14 protein-coding genes are annotated in these 19620 nt (G+C 68.4%); 6 read left to right on the top strand and 8 right to left on the bottom strand.

What is annotated here, in order from left to right:
• Positions 1-10 precede the first annotated feature (10 nt).
• Positions 11-766 carry an SDR family NAD(P)-dependent oxidoreductase gene (locus AMYHA_RS19260; protein WP_034273247.1) on the top strand — a complete coding sequence of 252 codons (756 nt, stop codon included), beginning with the start codon at positions 11-13 and terminating at the stop codon, positions 764-766.
• Between the two features lie 4 nt (positions 767-770).
• A complete protein-coding gene (locus tag AMYHA_RS19255) occupies positions 771-1931 on the top strand; it encodes an acyl-CoA dehydrogenase family protein (RefSeq protein ID WP_034273245.1) in 1161 nt (386 codons plus the stop codon).
• A gap of 347 nt (positions 1932-2278) precedes the next feature.
• Here the strand turns inward: AMYHA_RS19255 and AMYHA_RS19250 are convergent, their stop codons facing one another.
• From AMYHA_RS19250 to asnB, 6 genes are all read right to left on the bottom strand, one after another.
• Complete coding sequence (locus AMYHA_RS19250; protein WP_051400099.1) at positions 2279-3577, bottom strand: acyltransferase family protein; 1299 nt, start codon at positions 3575-3577, stop codon at positions 2279-2281.
• Between the two features lie 131 nt (positions 3578-3708).
• Positions 3709-4410: a thioesterase II family protein gene (locus AMYHA_RS25975; protein ID WP_169732958.1), complete on the bottom strand. Its 702-nt coding sequence runs from the start codon at positions 4408-4410 to the stop codon at positions 3709-3711.
• Between the two features lie 116 nt (positions 4411-4526).
• Positions 4527-5276: a cysteate racemase gene (gene cuyB / locus AMYHA_RS19240; RefSeq protein WP_084037375.1), complete on the bottom strand. Its 750-nt coding sequence runs from the start codon at positions 5274-5276 to the stop codon at positions 4527-4529.
• Between the two features lies 1 nt (position 5277).
• Complete coding sequence (locus AMYHA_RS19235) at positions 5278-7707, bottom strand: condensation domain-containing protein (RefSeq protein WP_034273243.1); 2430 nt, start codon at positions 7705-7707, stop codon at positions 5278-5280.
• Positions 7704-9554, bottom strand: coding sequence for a non-ribosomal peptide synthetase (locus tag AMYHA_RS19230; RefSeq protein WP_051400097.1), 1851 nt, complete (start codon positions 9552-9554; stop codon positions 7704-7706). The genes AMYHA_RS19235 and AMYHA_RS19230 overlap by 4 nt, the downstream gene beginning before the upstream one ends.
• Positions 9555-9606: 52 nt before the next feature.
• A complete protein-coding gene (gene asnB, locus AMYHA_RS19225; RefSeq protein ID WP_034273241.1) occupies positions 9607-11499 on the bottom strand; it encodes an asparagine synthase (glutamine-hydrolyzing) in 1893 nt (630 codons plus the stop codon).
• A 227-nt stretch (positions 11500-11726) separates the two neighbouring features.
• Between asnB and AMYHA_RS19220 the strand changes: the two genes are divergently transcribed.
• Genes AMYHA_RS19220 through AMYHA_RS19205 form a run of 4 tightly spaced genes read left to right on the top strand, consistent with a single transcriptional unit; the run spans position 11727 to position 18048 of the window.
• Entirely contained in the window at positions 11727-13157 is a 1431-nt protein-coding gene (locus AMYHA_RS19220; RefSeq protein ID WP_157362257.1) for an FAD-dependent oxidoreductase, read from the top strand.
• 14 nt (positions 13158-13171) lie between these two features.
• The gene (locus AMYHA_RS19215; RefSeq protein ID WP_051400096.1) at positions 13172-14782 is read left to right on the top strand and encodes an amino acid adenylation domain-containing protein; all 1611 of its coding nucleotides are present in this window, start codon (positions 13172-13174) and stop codon (positions 14780-14782) included.
• 46 nt (positions 14783-14828) lie between these two features.
• A complete protein-coding gene (gene cmdF, locus AMYHA_RS19210) occupies positions 14829-16442 on the top strand; it encodes a tyrosine 2,3-aminomutase (RefSeq protein ID WP_034277983.1) in 1614 nt (537 codons plus the stop codon).
• A 34-nt stretch (positions 16443-16476) separates the two neighbouring features.
• Positions 16477-18048, top strand: coding sequence for a 4-hydroxyphenylacetate 3-hydroxylase family protein (locus AMYHA_RS19205; protein WP_051400095.1), 1572 nt, complete (start codon positions 16477-16479; stop codon positions 18046-18048).
• Positions 18049-18533: 485 nt separating this feature from the next.
• On the opposite strand, the gene AMYHA_RS19200 is transcribed toward AMYHA_RS19205, so the two are convergent.
• Together AMYHA_RS19200 and AMYHA_RS19195 are read right to left on the bottom strand one after the other, a co-directional pair.
• Positions 18534-19367, bottom strand: a complete 834-nt coding sequence (locus AMYHA_RS19200) for a phytanoyl-CoA dioxygenase family protein (protein ID WP_034273238.1) — start codon at positions 19365-19367, stop codon at positions 18534-18536.
• Positions 19367-19615, bottom strand: a complete 249-nt coding sequence (locus AMYHA_RS19195) for a phosphopantetheine-binding protein (RefSeq protein WP_034273236.1) — start codon at positions 19613-19615, stop codon at positions 19367-19369. The genes AMYHA_RS19200 and AMYHA_RS19195 overlap by 1 nt, the downstream gene beginning before the upstream one ends.
• Positions 19616-19620: the final 5 nt, after the last annotated feature.

The raw sequence follows: 19620 nt of genomic DNA, 5'->3' as shown, positions 1-19620 counted from the left end.
CGCTGATGGCATGGCTGAGTTTTTCGCAGGCAAAACAGTGCTCATCACCGGTGGCGGCTCGGGAATCGGCTTCGCCACCGCCCGTCGTCTCGTGGCCGAGGGCGCCAATGTCGTCATCGCGGGCAGGGACAAGGACCGGTTGCAGCGGGCAAGCGACGAGCTCGCCGCGGGCACGCGGGTGCTCGCGGTGGCAGCCGACGTCGCACGGCCCGACGAGATCGATCGGATCATCGCCGAGACCAAGCACCGCTTCGGCAGCCTCGACGGCGTGTTCGCCAACGCCGGTGTCGGGCTCAACGCGATGCCGGACGCGATCACCGAAGCTGACTTCGACCAGGTCGTCGACACCAACCTCAAGGGCACCTTCTTCACGGTGCAGAAGGCCCTCGACCTGCTCGCCGATGGCGGCTCGATCGTGCTGAACGGCTCGTGGCTGGTGCATCGTGGCATGGCGCCCGGTTCGGTCTACGCCGCAAGCAAGGCGGCCGTCCGCAGCCTCGCGCAGACGCTGGCGCCCGCGCTCGCGGGGCGCGGCATCCGCGTCAACACCGTGACGCCCGGCCACGTCGCGACCGAGATGCTCATGGACATGACCGGATCGGAAGAGGTCAGGGACCTCTTCCGCAGCCAGGTTCCTGCTGGCAGGCTCGCTGAGCCTGACGAGATCGCTGACGTCGTGCTGTTCCTGCTGTCGCCGTCGTCCGGGTACGTCACCGGCCAGGAGATCGTCGCCGACGGCGGCATGGTCGGCTCGGTTCCCGGGTGATCCGGTGATCGATCTTCGGCTGGACGACGAGCACGACGCGCTGCGCGCGACCGTCGCGGACTTCGCGCGCAGCGAGGTCTCGCCGGTGATCGGCGACTACTACGAGCGTGGCGAGTTCCCGTATCCACTGGTCGCCACCATGGGCAAGATGGGCCTGTTCGGTCTGCCGTTCCCCGAGGAACTGGGCGGCATGGGCGGCGACTATCTCGCGCTGTGTATCGCGCTGGAGGAGCTGGCGCGGGTGGACTCGTCCGTCGCGATCGCCTTGTCCGCCGGGGTGTCGCTCGGAGCGATGCCGCTGTACCGGTTCGGCACGGTCGAACAGCGCGAGCGGTGGCTGCCGTCGTTGTGCCGTGGCGAGGCGTTGGCGGCGTTCGGGTTGACCGAGCCGGATGGCGGTACGGACGCGGGAGCGACTCGCACGCGCGCTGAGCTGGACGGCGGCGACTGGGTCATCAACGGCACCAAATGCTTCATCACCAACTCGGGCACCGATATCACCAGCGTCGTGACGGTGACCGCGGTGACGGGTGGCCACGCTGGTACTAGCGGCGCGGAGATCTCCACGATTCTGGTGCCGTCTGGCACGCCGGGGTTCGACGTCGGTCCCAGCTACTCCAAGGTGGGATGGTGCGCATCGGACACCCACGAGTTGTCCTTCACCGACTGCCGGGTACCTGAATCGAACCTGCTCGGCCAGCGCGGCAGGGGAATGGCGCAGTTTCTGTCCATTCTGGATGAAAGCCGCATCGCCATCTCGGCGGTCGGTGTCGGACTCGCCCAAGGCTGCGTCGACGAGTGCGTCCGCTACGCCAGTCAACGTGAGGCTTTCGGCGCGCCGATCGGGTCCCGCCAGGCCATTCAGTTCACCATCGCGGACATGGCAACCCGCGTGCACACCGCCCGGCTGGCGTACTACGCGGCCGTGGCCAAGCTGCTGCGTGGCGAGCCATTCAAGCAGGAAGCGGCGATGGCCAAGCTGGTGTCCTCCAACGCGGCCATGGACAACGCCCGCGACGCCACGCAGATCTTCGGCGGCTACGGCTTCATGAACGAGTCGCCGGTCGGGCGCTTCTACCGCGACGCCAAGATCCTGGAGATCGGTGAAGGCACCAGCGAGGTGCAGCGGATGCTTATCGCCCGCCACCTCGGCTTGCCCGCGTAGCATCGTCTCGTCCGCTCCGGACGCGATGTGCGGCGTCCGGAGCGTCGTGCTGCGCGTTTCGAACGCCGTGTCCCACGCTCAGAACGCCGTGTCCCACGCCTAGGGCGTTGTGTCCCACGTTCCTGCTGCCGTGTTGCGTGTTGCGCACCCTCCGACGGTGTGTGGTCGGTCCAGGAGCTCGGGCCCCGTGAGCACACACCGACGACCGAAACGCTGACGACAGCGTCGGGAACGGGGAACACAGCGTCGAGAGTGGGGGATACGGCGCACGAGGCCGGCGCGCGCAGCACGGTGGGGGTGGTCGCGAGGACCACCCCCACCGTGGGCGTTGCGAATGAGCCGCCGCGTCAGGCGGACGGGACAGGCGCGCGCTCCTGCGTGTTGTCGAGGACGGCGACACTCGGCGTCCGGGTTGTCTTGCCCAGGCGCTCACGGAGCGCCATCGCGGGCTTCTCCACGACGTAGTAGCTCAGCGTGGCGGCGATGGTGCTGCCGAGCAGGGTCACCACAAGCAGCTCGCCGAACCCGGCGACCTGGAACAGGACGCCGTCGGTGCTGTAGTAGTAGATGATCGCGATGTGCCAGAGGTACAGGCCGTAGGAGATCCGTCCCAAGTAGAGCGTGACCGGGTTGCTCAGCACCGCCTTGATGAACCGGGAGCGCAGATCAGGCACGGTCAGCGGGGCGACGATCAGCAGTCCGAAGCTCAGGTAGGCGATGTGCTCGACGAGCGCCTGGTCCATCGCGGGGTAGTTCGCCTTGCCTGGGTCACCGAACGGCGACACGCACGCCAGCAAGTACACCACGACCGCACCGATCCACGGCAGGATCGGACGGTCCATCACAAGCCGGTATGGCGCGGGTACCGCGTGCGGCGCGACCTCCGCCGTCGCGGACAAGGTGGCCAGCGCCATCCCGATCGCGATGAAGCCGACCCAGCCGATCGGCCATTCGTTCTGCATCGGGTAGACACCCATCGACGGCTGGTGCGTGTAGATCGTGAACGCGATACCGACGATCAGCCCGAGCGACAGTCCGGTGAGGATGCGCCGCGCGCGCTGCCCTGGATCGCTGACCTTGCGCGCGAACCGGTGCAGAAGTGCCGCGAACACCGGCAGCGTGGCGTAGAACGCGACCTCGGTGGCGAGGCTCCAGGCCTGCTCCAGACCGGCGACGTGCGCCCCCTGCTCATATACCTGCAGTAGCAGCACAGGGCGCAAGACGTCCCAGAAGTTCTCGATGAGATCGGTGTTCAGGGTGATCAGCACGACACCAAGGCACACCCAGTAGCCAGGAAGCGTGCGCAGCGCCCTGCGCCAGAAGTACGGCCGCAGCCGGGGACTCCGGGTGTCGGCGATGGTGGACAGCACGAACGGTCGATAGAGCAGCATGCCCGAGAGCACGAAGAAGATCGGCAGGCTGACGTGCAACTGCTGCAGCAGGTTTGCGGCGAAGCCATTGCCCTGCTGTTCGAAGCCGGGTACCTCGTCCCAGCCGACTTGGCTTGAGCTGAACGCCACGTGCGTGACCAGAACGCCGAGCGCGGCGAAGCCTCGCATTCCCTCGAGTTCGGGAAAGAACCGGCGTCGCGTCGTCACTGGCCCCGGTGACGCACCGCCCGAGGCGCCCGTATCGACGGCAACCATGCGCTTCTCCTTGTCCGTTACTGTGTCGGTTGCTACCAACTCGGCCGAATGCGAACCCCGAACTGGGATTCGGTTTCGGTCGTTTTGGTAAGTGACATGGGGTCTTAGCGTGCGCCGTTACCAGGGGAAACTCATCTCGCTGCTTGCTGGATCGCTGCGGCGATCTCGCTGGCGACGCCGCGCTGGTTGCGATCGTCAAGCAGGTAGAAGTGTCCGCCGGGAAACCGCCGACGCCGTGTTCGTGATCCGCCTGGTGCGAGACTCGTGCCTATCGCCAGTTCGTCGTCGTCACTCGTGAGCAGCGTGACGGGCATCGGCAGTGTGTGATCCACAGTGGACGTCGAAAGCCGCGAGCCAAGCGTGAGATCCCCCCGCAGTAGCCGCAGCAGGTGTGTTCGCCAGAAGTCGCTGGTCAGCACCTCTTCCGGGGTGCCGCCACTGCGGGCGACGATGTCAAGCAGTTCGGCATCCTCCCAGCGGCCAGCGCGCTGCGCCTCGGTTCCGCCGGACGGGTAAGAACTGAGCACGACAGCATCGCACACCTCGGGTTTGCGCAGCGCCGTCGCGGCCGCGACGGCGGCGCCGAGACTGTGTCCGAACAAGACGGTTGGGCGTCGTGGCAACAGCGCCAACTCCGAGGCGATCTCCGTGACCACCCCACCGGGGTCGGGATCGGCCCACGGCTCGCCGAAACGATGTTCCCTGCCCGGAAGTGTCACGCCCAAGACATCGAGATCCTCGGGGAGATGGGAGAGCAGTGGCATCAGCGCGTGCGGTCCCGCGCCCGCGTGGGGGACGGCGACGACGCGCGGGCCACCGGTCTCGGGTCGCAACGGCGTGAGCCACGCAGCGCCACGGCCCGCCCCTGGCCTGCGAGCAGCCCCAGTGCTGGCTGATTCGGGCCTGCGAGCAGCCCCAGTGCTGGCTGATTCGGGCCTGCGAGCAGCCCTCATGCCGCCTCACCTACTTCGCCATACGGCGCACCGACCCACAGCGGCGGGGTGGCGCCGTAGAGGCGCCGCACACACGCCTGCGCGAGTGCGTCCAGGCTGGAGACCATCATCGCGGGCGGCAGGTCCGCCGCCGCGTACGCGAGTGGCAGCTCTGTACAGGCGCCGATGACCGGGAGCCGCGCGCGCTGCCACAGCGACCGGACCGCTTCCCGTAGCGTGTCACCCGCCTCGGCTGCCTGGTTCGCCTTGACCTGCACCGCGGCGGTGTGGATCGCGTCCCGCCGCACGCCGTCCGGCACCAGCACGCGGTAGCCGAGTGCCTTAGCGCGTCGCTGATAGAGGCCGCTCGCGACGGTCCCAGACGACGCGGCGAGCCAACCGCCCGCGGGGCTGACCCGCATCGACTCGCGCAGCGTCGCGTCGACGATGTCCACCACCGGGACCGGGAGCCGCCCCCGTAACCGGTCGAGGTACACGTGCGCGGTGTTGCACGGCACCGCGAGCAGGTCCGCACCCCACCCCGCGAGCGTGAGTAGCCCGCGTTCCAGCGCGGGCAGTGGTGCGTCGTCCCCGGTGAGGACGGCTTCGGTGCGGTCGGGGATCGTTGGCTCGGACAGCAGCAGCACGCGGGGGTGCTGCTGGTCGGTCGCCGCTGGGGCGGACACGGCGAGGGACCGCAGGAACTCCGCGGTCGCCAACGGTCCCATACCGCCGAGTACGCCCAGGTTGTGCTGCGGTGCGCGCATCTCACCGGCTCCCGCTGGCGCCGAGGCGATCCGCGACTCGTTGCGGCACGCCTGCCGCGGCGAGCCGGTCCCGCATGGCGGGCGAGCACCACCAGTCCAGCGTCAGCTCGCCATCGCTGCGGGATCCAGTGACCGCGATCCGGTAGCGGTCGCCGTGCCACGCGGGTGCGAACGCAATCTCCTGCCACGGCACGACCGCCAGCGTGTTCGACGACGGGTAGAGCGCACCTGGCTCACCGAAATGGTCATAACGGACCGACGCTCGTGCCGATGGCCGGCCGGTTGTCATCAGCTGGCCGCTGGTGTCGATGTCCAGCTGAACCGGCTCCGTGAGCGCCCCGACGGGCCGGGTGTGGTCGTTGGTGCTGGTGTGGTCCACCGTGTCGATCGCAAGGTCGCCGCCCGTCCAGTCAGCGAGCGCCGACGCGATGGCGCGCGCGACGTCCGTGGCCGAACGGTGTGCCGGATCGGGTGACTGGGTGCGCATGCGAACCCGGTCGCCGCCGTCGTCTGTCGCGGGCAGGACGTCGTGGTCCGGGGTCGCCGTGGCCGCCGGTACTGGCCCGTCGTCGGCAGCGCACTGGTCAAGAAACGACGCCGCGTCGGGCAGCGTCAGGGGCTCGCCTGCTTGGGACTGCCGCACGGCCGTCGCGAGGTCGTCGAGCAGTCGCCGCAGGGAGGGGGTGTCCGTGGCGAGCTGGTGCACCACGAGCAGCAACCTCGTCGGCAGCGCACCACGCTCGACCACAGCGAGGCCTACCAGTGGTCCTGCGGTCACGCTCAACCGTGACCGCAACCGCGCGACAGCCGTGGCTGTCAGCCGCTCCTCGTCGCTCAGTTTTCCTGACAGGTCCAGTTTGGACACCGGGAGCGTCGTGGGCATCCCGCCGTCGCACTGCGACCACTCACCGTCTTCCCGGGTGAACCGCAGCCGGAGCGCGTCGTGGTGTAGCAGTACCTGTAGCACGATCCGTTTCGCCGCGCTGGCGTCGATGTCGCCGGACAGTTCCAGCAGGAGCGCCATGCTCGCCTGGTCGACGTCGCCGGTCTCGCGCAGGATCACGCGTTGCGTCTCGGTCAGCGGTGCCGTCAGCGGCGCCGATCTCGGCGGCTCAGTTGGGCTGGTGTCGACGCCGAAGCGGCTGGCCCGCGCCGGACGCAGCTGCTCCCGGACGACCTTGCCTGCCGTGCGGGGGATCTCGTCGACGTCGACCCACGTCGCGGGCAGCAGGAACTCCGGGAGCACCTCGGCCAATCCGGCGCGCAGCCGTTCCGAATCGCCGGCGTCGCGGGGGACGACGTAGGCGGTGAGCCGGTCGCCGAGCAGGGCGTGGCTCTCAGGGTCGGGATAGCCGATCTTGGCGAGCATCCGCTTGACCCGCTCGATGTTGACGGGTTCGCGCAGCTCGGCGTCGGCCTCCGCGCGGCGGAGGTGGCCGAGTCTGACCTCCCATCGCGTCGGCGCCTCGTAGTTGTGGAATCCGCGTTCCGCGTTGTGCACGTAGACGCCGACGTCGTTGATCATGCAGTTGGAGCTGCAGAACCCGGTGTCAGCGGGTTGCGACCACAGCGACGAGCGCTCCTGGAGCAGCGCCTTGATGCCGTCCTTGGTGACGTCGCTGTAGCGGTAGAAGTCGACCACCTCCACGGCGTCGACGGCCGCCTGCTGGATGGTGGCCTCCTCGCTGTGGTAGATCCGGCGGCCCATGGCGAGTTTCGGCTCGATCTGCGCCGGGTCGAAGATGCCGTTCTGATAGAACCACGACAGCCGCTCGTCGATGATCTGTCCGCGCGACAGTCCGGTCACCAGGGACGGGATGCCGCGCTCATGGGCCAGTTCGGTGCTCAGGTCGAGCAGCGACCGGAAGCAGCCGTTGCAGACGCTCTTGTGCTGTCGCAGGCTCTCCAAGAAGACCTTGCGCTGGTCGGCACGGGTCTTGGTGACGTGCTCGATGCCCAGCTCCGACGTGATCCGCTCGACGTTGCGCAGCGCTGTCTTCGAGATGAACCCGTTGTCGAAGGTGAACGTCATGACCCGCAACCCGAGATCAACCAGCCGGTACAGCACGTAGCTGCTGTCCTTGCCGCCGCTGAACAGCAGCAGGCAATCGTACGGCGCGTCCACGGCGGCGGCGCGCTCCTTGAGCAGCCGAACCATCTCGTCCAGGTCGCCGAAGTAAGAATGGATCTCGTCCTGGTGGGTGGCGTACATGGTGCACAGGTCGCACACCCCGCCGTCGTCGAAGCCGATGCCTGGGAAGGCGTCGCTGATGCCGCAGCGGACGCAGTTCGCGCTGGCCGTCGCTCCGGCACCCGCGTAGACCACCGCGCAGTCCGCGACGCCGTCGCGCTGGCGCAGCGCGTCCTCGACCTGCCGTTCGATCAACCTCGCTTGTTCGGCGGACGGCTGGGTCAGTGTCTGCTGGCTCATGCGAGACCTTCCTCTCGTGTGCTGCCCGCTGCCGAGTCGTCAAGCAGGTCGTCGAGCGCGTCATCAGTGATGGCGGCGTCCTCGACCAGCCGCGCCAGTGCGGCGATCGTGGGTTCGGCCAGGAACCGCTGCAGCGCGACGTCGACGCGCAGCTCGCCGCTGATCCGGGAGAGCAGCTCGATGACAAGCAGCGAGCTGCCACCTGACGCGAAGAAGCCCGCTGTGACGTCGAGCTGATCGGTCTCGGTGCCGATGTTGAGCACGGCTGCCCACATCCGTGCGATCGTGCGTTCCATCGGCGTGCTGGGGGGCGGCCCGTCAGAGCGTGGTGGTTGGCGGCGCGCCGAGGGCACGGGCAGCGCCTTGCGGTTGATCTTGCCGCTGATCGTGCGCGGCAGTTCGGGCAGCGGCACGATCACGCTCGGCACCGCGGCGCTGGGCAGCCGCTCGGCCACGTGCTCGGTGAGGGTGTCCGGGTCGGATTCACCAGCCAGCTCAACGAACGCGCACAGCCCATCGGCCGCACTGGAGACCACAACGGCGGCGTCCGCTACGGCCGGATGCGCACGCAACACGCTCTCGACGCCGCCCAGCTCGATCCTGACCCCGCCGATCTTCACCTGGTGGTCGGTCCTGCCAAGGAACTCCAGCAGGCCATCGTCGCCGAGGCGGCCGAAGTCGCCGGTGCGGTACAGGACATCGGAAGTCTCGCCGGCCGGGTTCGGCACGAATGCCGCACCGGTCGCCTCGGGCTGATTGTGATACCCGAGCGAGCGGTGCGGCGTGCGCAGGTAGATCTCACCGATCGCTCCCTGCGGCACCGGGCTGCCCTGATCGTCAAGCAGCACCACGTCGGTGTCCGGCATCGGCCTGCCGATCGGCACCGACTCCCGCTCGGCGTCGGACGGCCGGATCTCGTGCCAGGTCTTGGTCATCAGCGTCTCGGACGGCCCGTACAGGTTCAGCAGCCGAATCCGCTCGCCGAACAGGTCGAACCAGCGGCTGACATCGCTCGGGGCGACCGGTTCGCCGGACAGCGCGACGCAGCGCAGCGACGCGAACCGGGCCGACGTCGCCGCGCCGAGCAGGCCGCGCCACACCGACGGCACGCAGTGCACGACATCGATGTGCTGTTCGTCGAGCCATCGGCACAGCGCGGCGGGATCGAGTATCACGTCCGCGTCCGGCGCGCACAGTGTGCCGCCGGTGGTCAACGGCAGGAAGATGTCGCGCAGCACCGCGTCGAACGATGGCGACGTCAGGTTGCTGACCCGCCAGCCTGGACCGGCGCCGAGTTGGTCCGCTTCCCACCGGATGAAGTGGTCGATCCCGGACAGCCTGCCGACGATCCCTTTCGGCCGTCCGGTCGAGCCGGAGGTGAAGAACAGCGTGGCCGGGTCGTCGGGCGCGTGAGACACGGTTGGCGCGGCGCCGCCGTCCGGGAGCAACGCGTCCATGACAACCCATGTCGCCGTCGGCGCGGCGTGGGTCAGTACGTCGTCTGCCACCGCCTTGGCCGCGGTGTCGAGGACGACGTGACCTGGCGTGGCGTCGGTGACCTGGTGCCGCAGCACCTGCGGTGGTGTGTGGGTGTCAAGCGGCATCACGACGCCGCCGATCCGCAGCACGCCCAGGATGCCCGCGACGACCTCGCCGCGGTTGTCCGCGAGTACCCCGACGATGTCGCCTTTCCGCGCACCGGACGCCGCGAGCGTCGCCGCCACGCGACCCGCCCGTTCGTCCAGTTCGGAGTAGGTGAACTGGGTGCCAGCGCAGTCGAGGGCCACCCGCTCGCCGAATCGCTCGACCGCGCGCTGGACGAGCGCGGTGATGGGTTCGAAGGTCATCTGGTGTCCTTCCTGTCGGGGTGTCGCGTTGTCGCAGCGGTCGTCCAGCGCCTCAGCCGATGTCCGTCATGCCGAAGGCGTCGTGCAGGAGAGAGAAGGTGAGCACCACGAGCAGCAGATCGTCGTCGAAGTGCGGATGAACGTCGTCCGCGCCGCGATGACGGGTGGTGAGGTGCTCGACGACGCCCGCGTCGAACACGCCTTGTCGCTTGATGCGGGCAGGGGAGAGCAGGTCTGCTGTCCACTCCGGATACCGGCGCAGCAGGCTCGGACTACCGGGCGCGCGGAAGCCGAACTTCTCCCTGCTGCTGATCTCCGGCGGCACCAGCCCGGCTGCCGCTCGTTTGAGCAGGTGTTTCTCACCGAGCCTGCCGACCTTGAGCCGCGGCGGGATGGTCCTGGCGAACTCGACGACGTCGCGATCGAGGAAGGGGTAGCGTGCCTCGATCGAGTTCGCCATCGTCATCCGGTCGCCGTGGTCGGCGAGCAGGTGGTCAGACAGCCGCAGCTTGGTGTCCAGATAGGACCGTTGGTTCAGCCGGTCGCGACCGCGCAGCATGGCGTGCTCGACGATCGGTTCCCGCAGGCAGTCGACGTCGGCGAACCGTTCCCGCACGCCGGGGGCGTACAGGTCGAGCTTGGTGTCGCGCCAGGCGTCGTAGTCCCGCTCATAGAACAGGTCCGGCTCGCCCCATAATCTGGCGCGCAGGTCCCGCTCGAGCGCACCGGCGAGGTCGTTGGCAGCGCTACCCCGGTGGCCGCCGAGCTGGTCGAAGCGGTAGCCGACGTAGCCGCCGAACAGTTCGTCGGCGCCCTCTCCTGTCAGGATCACCGGCGTCCCGGTGTCGTGGGCGAGCTGCGAGAGCAACAACGAGCAGGTGTTGTAGCTCTCCTTCACCGGGCACTCCGCGTGCCACACCATTCGCTCGATGGCGGAGGCGATGTCGTCCGTCGTGCACTCGATGGCGTGGTGCCGGGTACCGAGCGAGTCCGCCATGAGCCGCTGGTAGCCCGATTCGTCGATGCCGGACTCGCCGAAGGTCACCGAGTACGAGTGCGATCCCGGCGCGCGGTCCGCGGCGAGTGCGGCGATCAGCGAGGAGTCGAGCCCGCCGCTGAGATAGAAGCCGACCGGCACGTCGGCGACCAGTCTCCGGTCCACGGCGGTCGCGAGGAGATCCCGCAGCCGCTCGACGTAGTGCTGCTCGGTCGCCTCGGAGATGTCCCCGCTGACGTCTGTGCCCGTGCCCCGGCCGACCTCCGCTGCGGGGTAGTCCAGCTCCCAATACGTCACCTCTCGCGCGCCGGCGCCGTCCACCCGCAGGTAATGGCCCGCTCGCAGGCTGCTGACATCCCGGAACATCGTGCGGGGGCTGACCAAGCCGGGAAAGGTGAGCACCTGGTCGAGGCCGACCAGGTCGACGTCGCGGCTGATGCCGGGATGCGGCAACAGCGACTTGATCTCCGAGCCGAACACCAGGTGCTCGCCGGTGTCGGCATAGAAGAGCGGAATGATGCCCAGTTGGTCGCGGGCGAGGTAGAGCCGGTCGCGCGTCCTGTCGTAGAGCGCGAACGCGAACTGCCCGTTGAGCCGGTGCAGCAGGTCGATGCCCTCTTCCTCGTAAAGGTGAACGATCACCTCGATGTCGCAATCGGTGCGGAACCGATGCCCCCTGCGCCGCAGCTCCTCGCGGATGCGCGCGTGGTCGAAAATCTCGCCGTTGCCGACGAGGACGATTCCGCCGTCCTCGCTGTACATCGGTTGTCGCCCGCCGTCGATATCAATAATCGACAGCCTGCGGAACCCGAGCGCGACACCATTTCCGGTGAATTCACCACGCTCATCGGGGCCGCGATGGGTGAGCGCGGAAATCATTCTTTCCAGCACGTCTCCTGTGATGGCAGTGCCGCCGTTCCTGGCCATGGAACCAGTGATTCCGCACACGTGGGGTGCTCCTCGTGCAGCTCGTGAACCGGTTTGTCACATTCGCACGTCGACGCTACCCGGATATTCCGCCGCGTTTCTCGGGTTTCAGGGGTAATGCGCAAGAACCGAGAACAATGCGCGTAGCGGGCGCCGAATCGCAGTTGAGGAGACGTCGGGATGGCCCGCCGCGATGGATTATCTCGGTAATTGTCTGCGCGGCAGATCACCGTTCGAGGAGGTAATCGATGAGCGAGAAGTCTCGCGCGGTTGTGCTGGGCGGCAGCCTGGCAGGCTTGTTCGCGGCCAGGGTGCTGTCCGACGCCTACGACGAGGTGCTCATCGTCGATCGCGACGAACTCGTCGGCCAGGACGGCCCCCGGCGCGGCTGCCCGCAGGGACGTCACATCAACGGGTTGCTCGCCCGCGGCCAGCAGGTGATGGAGGAGCTATACCCCGGCATCACCGAGGAACTGTTCGCCGATGGCGTGCCCACTGGCGACCTCGCGGGCAGCGTCCGGTGGTACTTCAAGGGCAACCGGCTGCGGCAGGAGGACGCCGGCCTGGTCTGCGTCGCCGCGAGCAGGCCGATGCTGGAGAAGCACATCCGCGAGCGCACCCGCGTGTTGCCACAGGTGTCGTTCCTGGAGAAGCACGACATCCTCGGCCTGGCAACGACCGCGGACGGCAGCAGGGTGACCGGTGCGCGGGTGCAGCGGCTGACCGGCAAGAGCGCCGCGAAGACCATCGAGGCCGATCTGGTGGTTGACGCGACCGGCCGAGGTTCGCGCACCCCGCTGTGGCTGGAGCAACTGGGCTACCCGAGGGTCGAGGAGGAGCTGAAGAAGATCGGCCTCGGCTACGTCACCCAGCACTACCGGCTCAACACGGACCCGTACGACGGCGATCTGTCGATCAACCCGGCCGCGTCGGTGGAGCTACCACGTGGCGCGATCTTCACCAAGACCGACGGCGGCAGGGTGGAGTTGACCACCTACGGCCTGCTCGGTGACCACCCGCCCACCGACCAAGAAGGGCTGTACCGCTGGCTGGAGACGCTGGCCGCGCCGGAGATCGCGGAGGCGGCGCGCCAGGCGGAGCCACTGGACGAGCCGGTGGCATTCCGGTTCCCGACTACGCTGCGCAGGCGGTACGAGAACCTGACGCGGTTCCCGGACGGCCTGCTGGTCACCGGGGACGCCGTCACGTGCTTCAACCCGATCTACGCGCAAGGCATGACGGTGGCGGCGCAGTCGGCGCTGACGATTCGCGATCACCTGCACACCGGCGCTACCCCCGATCCGCTGCAGTACTTCCGTGACCTGGCGCGTGACGTCATCGACCCGCCGTGGGAGATGACCAACGCCGTCGACCTGAGCTTCCCCGGTGTTCCGGGTAAGCGGACGTTCCAGCTCAAGATGCAGCAGGCATTCCTGTCGCTGGTGCAGACCGCCGCCGCCCGCGACAGCAAGGTCACCGCCGCGTACATGCGGGCGGCGGGGCTGATCGACCGGCCAGAAGCGTTGATGCGCCCCAGCTTCGTGGCGCGTGTGCTCTGGCGAGCGCTGCTACCAGGCCGGTCCCGTCAGGACAACGGCAGTGGTGGTGCCGGCGGCGGAACTCGTGGCAGCGCAGCGACGTCGTCGCGCCAGGACGCGCCGTCCGAGCTCGCGGCCTGACGCGGAGTGCCCCGATGACGCAGGACGCACCGCCGATGGGCGGTCCCGTCACACTCACCGTCTCCGACCTCGTGCACGAAGCCGCGCGGCGCGCCCCGGAAGCCGTCGCGGTGAGCTACGCGGGGGAGACGGTGACCTACCGGGCGCTGACCCGTCGCGCGGCAGCCGTCACCGCCGTGCTGCGGCGCCACGGCGTCCGGCGCGGCGACGCGGTGGCGGTACGGGTGGCGCCGGGACCGTGGCAGGCCGTCGCGATGCTTGGCGTGCTGGACGTGGGCGCATCGTTGGTGTGCCTGCGCACCGGGGACATCGGACGGTCCGGAATGGACTCGATCGCGAGCGTCCTGCCCGCGTGTCTGCTCGTCGACGGCGAGCAGACAGCCGACGACGTCGCGAGCCGGTTCCGCGCGGAGCACGGCAGGCCGGTGCTCGACGTCACCGACATGCGGGAGCCGGACGCGGTGCCGTCGCCGTCGCCGTGCACGGTCGGCGAGCGGGCCTACGTCGCTTTCACATCGGGCTCGACCGGCAGCCCCAAGGGCATCCCCATGACGCACGCCGCGCTCGCGCAGCTGACCGGGTGGTTCGCCGCGGAGTTCGGCATCGGAGCGAGATCGCGGGTCGCGCAGTGGGCCGCGCCTGGCTACGACGCCAGCCTGGTGGAGACGTTCGCGCCGCTCATCGCGGGCGGCACGCTGTGTCCGGCGCCCGCACGGATCAGGCCCAACCCGGACAAGATCGCGGTGTGGCTGGCCGACGAGGACGTCTCGGTGTTCCAGACGGTGCCGAGCTTCGCGCGGGCGCTGGTCAAGGTGATCGACCAGGGTGGGCTCGCGCCACGGCTGACGCGTCTCGATCGGTTGCTGCTCGCGGGGGAGGCGTTGCCGGGGTCGCTGGCGAACGAGATCCGCGCGGCGTTGCCCGGTGTCCGGCTCATCAATCTGTACGGGCCGACCGAGTGCATCCTCGCCAGCTGGTGTGAGCTGGGCGAGCGGCTGTCCGACGCGGCGCCGATCGGCCGTCCGATCCCCGGCAGGACGATGCTGGTCGTTGACGCGCATGACCGGCCGTGTCCACCCGGTGTCGTCGGCGAGATCGTCATCGGCAGCCGGTACCTCACGCCCGGCTACCTCGGCGACGCGAGCGCGCCCGGCGGCGACGTGGGCGCCTCCTATACCACCGCGTCCGGTGGTGACGCGGCGTTCCGCCCGCCCGCGGCCGACGGGTGTGCGATGCCGGGACGCTGGTACCGCACCGGCGACAAGGGTCGGCTACGGCCCGACGGGTTGTTCGAGTTCGCTGGCCGTGCCGACGCGCAGGTCAAACTGCTCGGCACCCGACTTGAGCTGGGCGAGGTCGAGGCAGCGCTGATGGCGCACCCCAGCGTCGCGGACTGCGCGGTGCTGGCGCAGCGCGACGACGCCGGCTTCGTCGCGCGGCTCACGGCGTACGTGGTCGGCAAGGGAGAAGCCACGGCCGCCGAGCTGCGCGCGCATCTCAAACAGCGGTTCGGCGCCAAGCTCTTCCCGGTCAGCGTGAGCTGGCTGCCCGAACTTCCCCGCAATCTCGGCGGCAAGGTGGACCGGCGTGCCCTCGTCTCGGCGGTGCCCGGTGCCGGCAGGTGACCCATCGATTCCCAGCAACCACACGACAGGAACGGGTGAGCACGACGTGACGGCTACGAACACAGCGAACAGCGAAGCGACGGTCGAGTTCGACGGCGAGACCGTCGACATCCCCGCGGTGCGGCGGGTCGCGGAGGACGGCGCGCGCTGCCGGATCGCGCCAGCGGCGCTGGAGCGGGTCACCAAGAGCAGGTCGATGTTCGAAGACATCGTCAGCAACGACATCCCGATCTACGGGGTGACGACCGGCTACGGCGAGATGATCTACATGCTCGTCGGCACCGAACGCGAAGTTGAGCTGCAGACCAACCTCGTGCGCAGCCACAGCGCGGGCGTCGGCCCGCTGTTCGCCGAGGACGAGGCCCGCGCGATGCTGGCCGCACGGGTCAACGCGCTCGCCAAGGGCTACTCCGCCGTCCGGCCGGAGCTGGTCGAACGGCTGGCGCTCTACCTCAACGCGGGCATCACCCCCGCGATCCCGGAGATCGGTTCGCTCGGCGCGAGCGGTGACCTCGCGCCGCTGTCTCACATCGCGAGCACGGTGATCGGCGAAGGCTACGTGCTGCGCGACGGCGCCAAAGTGGCGACCGCGTCGGTGCTGCGCGAGCATGGCATCGAGCCGATGGAGCTGCGGTTCAAGGAAGGGCTCGCGCTGATCAATGGCACCTCGGCGATGACCGGCCTCGGCTCGCTCGTGGTGGACAGGGCATTCGCCCAGGTGAGGCAGGCCGAGATCGTGACAGCGCTGGTGCTGGAGACGCTGCAGGGTTCGACGAGCCCGTTCCTGTCCGATGGCCACGACACCGCGCGGCCGCACGCTGGCCAGATCGCGACCGCGGCGAACATGCGGGCGCTGATGCGGGGTTCGCAGCTGGCCATGGACCACGCCCAGCTGCGCGAGCTCGCCCAGGAGCAGCGCACCGGGTCTGGCGTGAACCGCACCGAGGTCTACCTGCAGAAGGCGTACACGCTGCGCGCCATCCCGCAGGTAGTCGGCGCGGTGCGGGACACGCTGACGCACGCCGAGCGCACCCTGCACACCGAGCTGAACTCCTCCAACGACAACCCGCTGCTGTTCGAGGGCCAGGAGATCTTCCACGGCGCGAACTTCCACGGCCAGCCGGTCGCGTTCGCCATGGACTACGTGACGATCGCGCTCACCCAACTCGGCGTGTTCTCCGAACGCAGGACCAACCGGCTGCTCAACCGGCACCTGTCCGACGGGCTGCCGGAGTTCCTCGTCAAGGGCGAGGCAGGGCTGAACAGCGGCTTCGCGGGCGCGCAGTATCCGGCGACCGCGCTGGTGGCCGAGAACCGCACCATCGGCCCGGCGAGCACGCAGAGCGTGCCGTCCAATGGCGACAACCAAGACGTCGTGAGCATGGGGCTCATCTCGGCGCGCAACGCACGCAGGGTGCTGTCGAACAACAACACGATCCTCGCCGTCGAGTACCTTGCCGCCGCGCAGGCTGTTGACCTCGCGGGTAGCTACGACCGGCTCAGCCCGGCGGCACAGGCCGCCTACCGCGCGGTGCGGTCGCTGGTCGACACGGTTGAGGTCGACCGGTTCATGAGCGACGACATCGAAGCCGTCTCGGCGGCGCTCGCCAGGGGCGACTTCCTCGCCGCGGTCACGGGCACGGATGTCGAGCTGTACTGAGGGCCCGGGGTACGCGACGGCGAGGGAGGAGCCGATGAGCCAGCACAACACACCGGCAGGGCAAGCAGGGCAGGGTGAGACCCGGCCGCTGACCGGCGCCGAGTACATCGACAGCCTGCGCGACGACCGAGAGATCTATCTCTACGGCGAGCGCGTCAAGGACGTCACCGCGCATCCCGCGTTCCACAATCCGATCAGGATGGTGGCGCGGATGTACGACGCACTGCACGACCCGGACCGGCGCGATGTGCTGACCACCGCGACCGACACCGGCAACGGCTACACTCACCGGTTCTTCACCACGCCGTACAGTGCGGACGACCTGGTCGCCGACCAACGGGCCATCGCGGAGTGGGCGCGGATGAGTTACGGCTGGATGGGACGAAGCCCGGACTACAAGGCGTCGTTCCTCGGCACGCTCGGCGCGAACGCCGATTTCTACAAGCCGTTCGACGACAATGCTCGCCGCTGGTATGCCGAGTCGCAGCAGAAAGTCCTGTACTGGAACCACGCGATCGTGCACCCGCCGGTCGACCGGGATCGCCCGCCGGACGAGGTGGAGGACGTCTTCATCCACGTCGAGAAGGAGACCGATGCCGGACTGATCGTCAGCGGCGCCAAGGTCGTCGCCACCGGGTCGGCGCTGACGCACTACAACTTCATCGCCCACTACGGGCTGCCGATCAAGAAGCGCGAGTTCGCGCTGGTGTGCACGGTGCCGATGAACGCGCCAGGCATGAAGCTGATCTGCCGACCGTCCTATTCGGCCAGTGCATCGGTGATGGGCAGTCCGTTCGACTATCCACTGTCCTCGCGGCTCGATGAGAACGACACCATCCTCGTGCTGGACAAGGTGCTCATCCCGTGGGAGAACGTCTTCATCTACGGCCACATCGGCAAGGTGCAGCTGTTCACCGGGCGGTCCGGCTTTCCAGAGCGGTTCACGTTCCACGGCTGCATCCGGCTCGCGGTGAAGCTGGAGTTCATCGCGGGTCTGCTCGCCAAGGCGCTGGAGATCACCGGCACCAAGGACTTCCGAGGGGTGCAGACCCGGCTCGGCGAGGTGCTGGCTTGGCGGAACCTGTTCTGGGCGCTGTCGGACTCGGCGGCACGTAACCCGGTCGAATGGGTCAATGGCGCCGTGCTGCCGAACCCGGACTGTGGGCTGGCATACCGGTGGTTCATGCAGGTCGGCTACCCGCGCATCAAGGAGATCGTGCTCTCCGACGTCGCCAGCGGGCTGATCTACGTCAACTCGAGCGCGCAGGACTTCGCCAACCCCGATATCCGGCCGTATCTGGACAAGTACCTGCGGGGCTCGAAGGGCGTGGACTCGGTGGAGCGGGTCAAGGTGATGAAGCTGCTCTGGGACGCCGTCGGCAGCGAGTTCGGCGGGCGGCACGAGCTGTACGAACTGAACTACGCGGGCAACCACGAGAACACCAGGGTGGAGCTGCTGTCCGCGCAGGAGGCGAGCGGGCAGTTGGACGGCTACCGGGCGTTCGTCGATCGCTGCATGGCTGAGTACGACCTCGATGGCTGGACGGTGCCCGACCTGAATTCGTTCGACGAACTACGGCAGCGGCGCTCGGACTTGCTTGGCTGAGCGCCGGAGCGCGCGGTGGGCGCGGCGGTATCGCCGCGCCCACCGCGTCGCGCTGGGGCGGGCTGGCGTCGCGGCGTAGGGCGGTCCAGTTGATCACGTCCGCGCGCGGTGTGGTGCGAGTATGTCCACTTCGCGCGGTCCTTGGAACAACACCACGCGCGGACGTCGTACGTCGCCACGTTCGGTGCTGGCGAACCGGTCCTTCACGCTCGGTGTTGATCACACCTACTCGGACTGTTGCGTGAGCTTGGACTGTTGCGCGAAATTGCCGGTTTTGCGTGGGTACTACGAACAACACCGCGAGAGGTGTGATCAACTTGGAAGGGGCATCCAGTCGTTGTCACCGTCAGTCGTCGTCACCGTGATCACCCCAGCCGTCCTCACGAGCACCGGCGTGCGGCGAGCAGGGCCGGTCAGCTCGATGAAGCGATCGACACACGTGCGCCCCGGCTTGCGTCAAGCCCAAGCCGGGGCGCAGCGTCCAATCACTCGCCGGTGAGCGCGCGGTACGGATCGTCCATCTCCAGCCAGCCGAGCCCTGGCGGGCAGCGGTCGTAGCCGAGCAGCCTGCGGACCTCCTCCGGGTAGGCGAGCACGGACTCGGTCGGCACGGCGAGGTACTGATTCTCCTCCTGCCGCAGATTGCCGAGATCGAGCGCGATGGTCAGCCCTGTCCTCGGTGCGTCGGCGGTGTTCTTGCCGCCGCCGTGGTACACGCCGCCGAGCCAGATCAGACCGGCACCGGCAGGCATCTCGGTGGAGTACGCCTCGCTGGTGCGTGGTGCGCGTTCGTCGTCCCAGTGGTGGCTGCCGGGGATGACCAGCGTGCCGCCGTTGGCCGCGGTGAACTCGCTCATCGCCAGCATCAGCTGCACCCTGCTCGTCGGACCGGGGTGACGGCGCAGGTGCAGTGCGTCGTCGCGGTGCAGTGGCTGCTTGCCCTGTCCGGGATGGATCTGGATGACCTGCGTGCCACTGATCTGGATGGTCGGCGTCATGTCGACGCGCGACCGGCCGATCCACATCGGTACCGGCCGCTGCATGATGTCTCGCGCGGTGTCGAGGAACAGCGGGTGGGTGACCACCGGCGTCAGGTGCGTCGTGCGAGCGAACACCGACGACACTCGCCGGGTGCGGGTGCCGTTGTACCAGTCGTCGCCGAACCCGCGGTCGTCCAGCGCGGGACCGAGGTCGGTCCAGAGCTTCTCGAGGGTGTCGGGCCGCACGAAGTCCTCGACGATGACGCCCCCGTCGCGTTCCAGGATCTCGACGACCTCTCCGACGTCGTGGCCGGAGCGCACCCGGTGCAGCCCGCCCATCAGTGGCCGACCCTCGACTCGACCGTGTCGGTCAGGTCCGCCAGCGTGGGGTCGTCCTCGAAGATGTCGGCGACATCGATCTCGACGTGCAGTTCCTCGTCGATCCGCGCGGCCAGTCGCACCGCGGAAATCGAGTCACCATTCAGATCGAAAAACGAGGCGTCCTGATCCGTGCCGTTCAGGTCGAGCACGTCGTTCCAGATCTTTTCAACCGTGTCCCTGACAATGGAGTCGATACGATTCGTCATAGCAA

The organism is Haloechinothrix halophila YIM 93223 (genome assembly GCF_000504245.1).
Taxonomy (GTDB): domain Bacteria; phylum Actinomycetota; class Actinomycetes; order Mycobacteriales; family Pseudonocardiaceae; genus Haloechinothrix_A; species Haloechinothrix_A halophila.
This window is presented reverse-complemented; position numbering and strand designations above follow the sequence as displayed.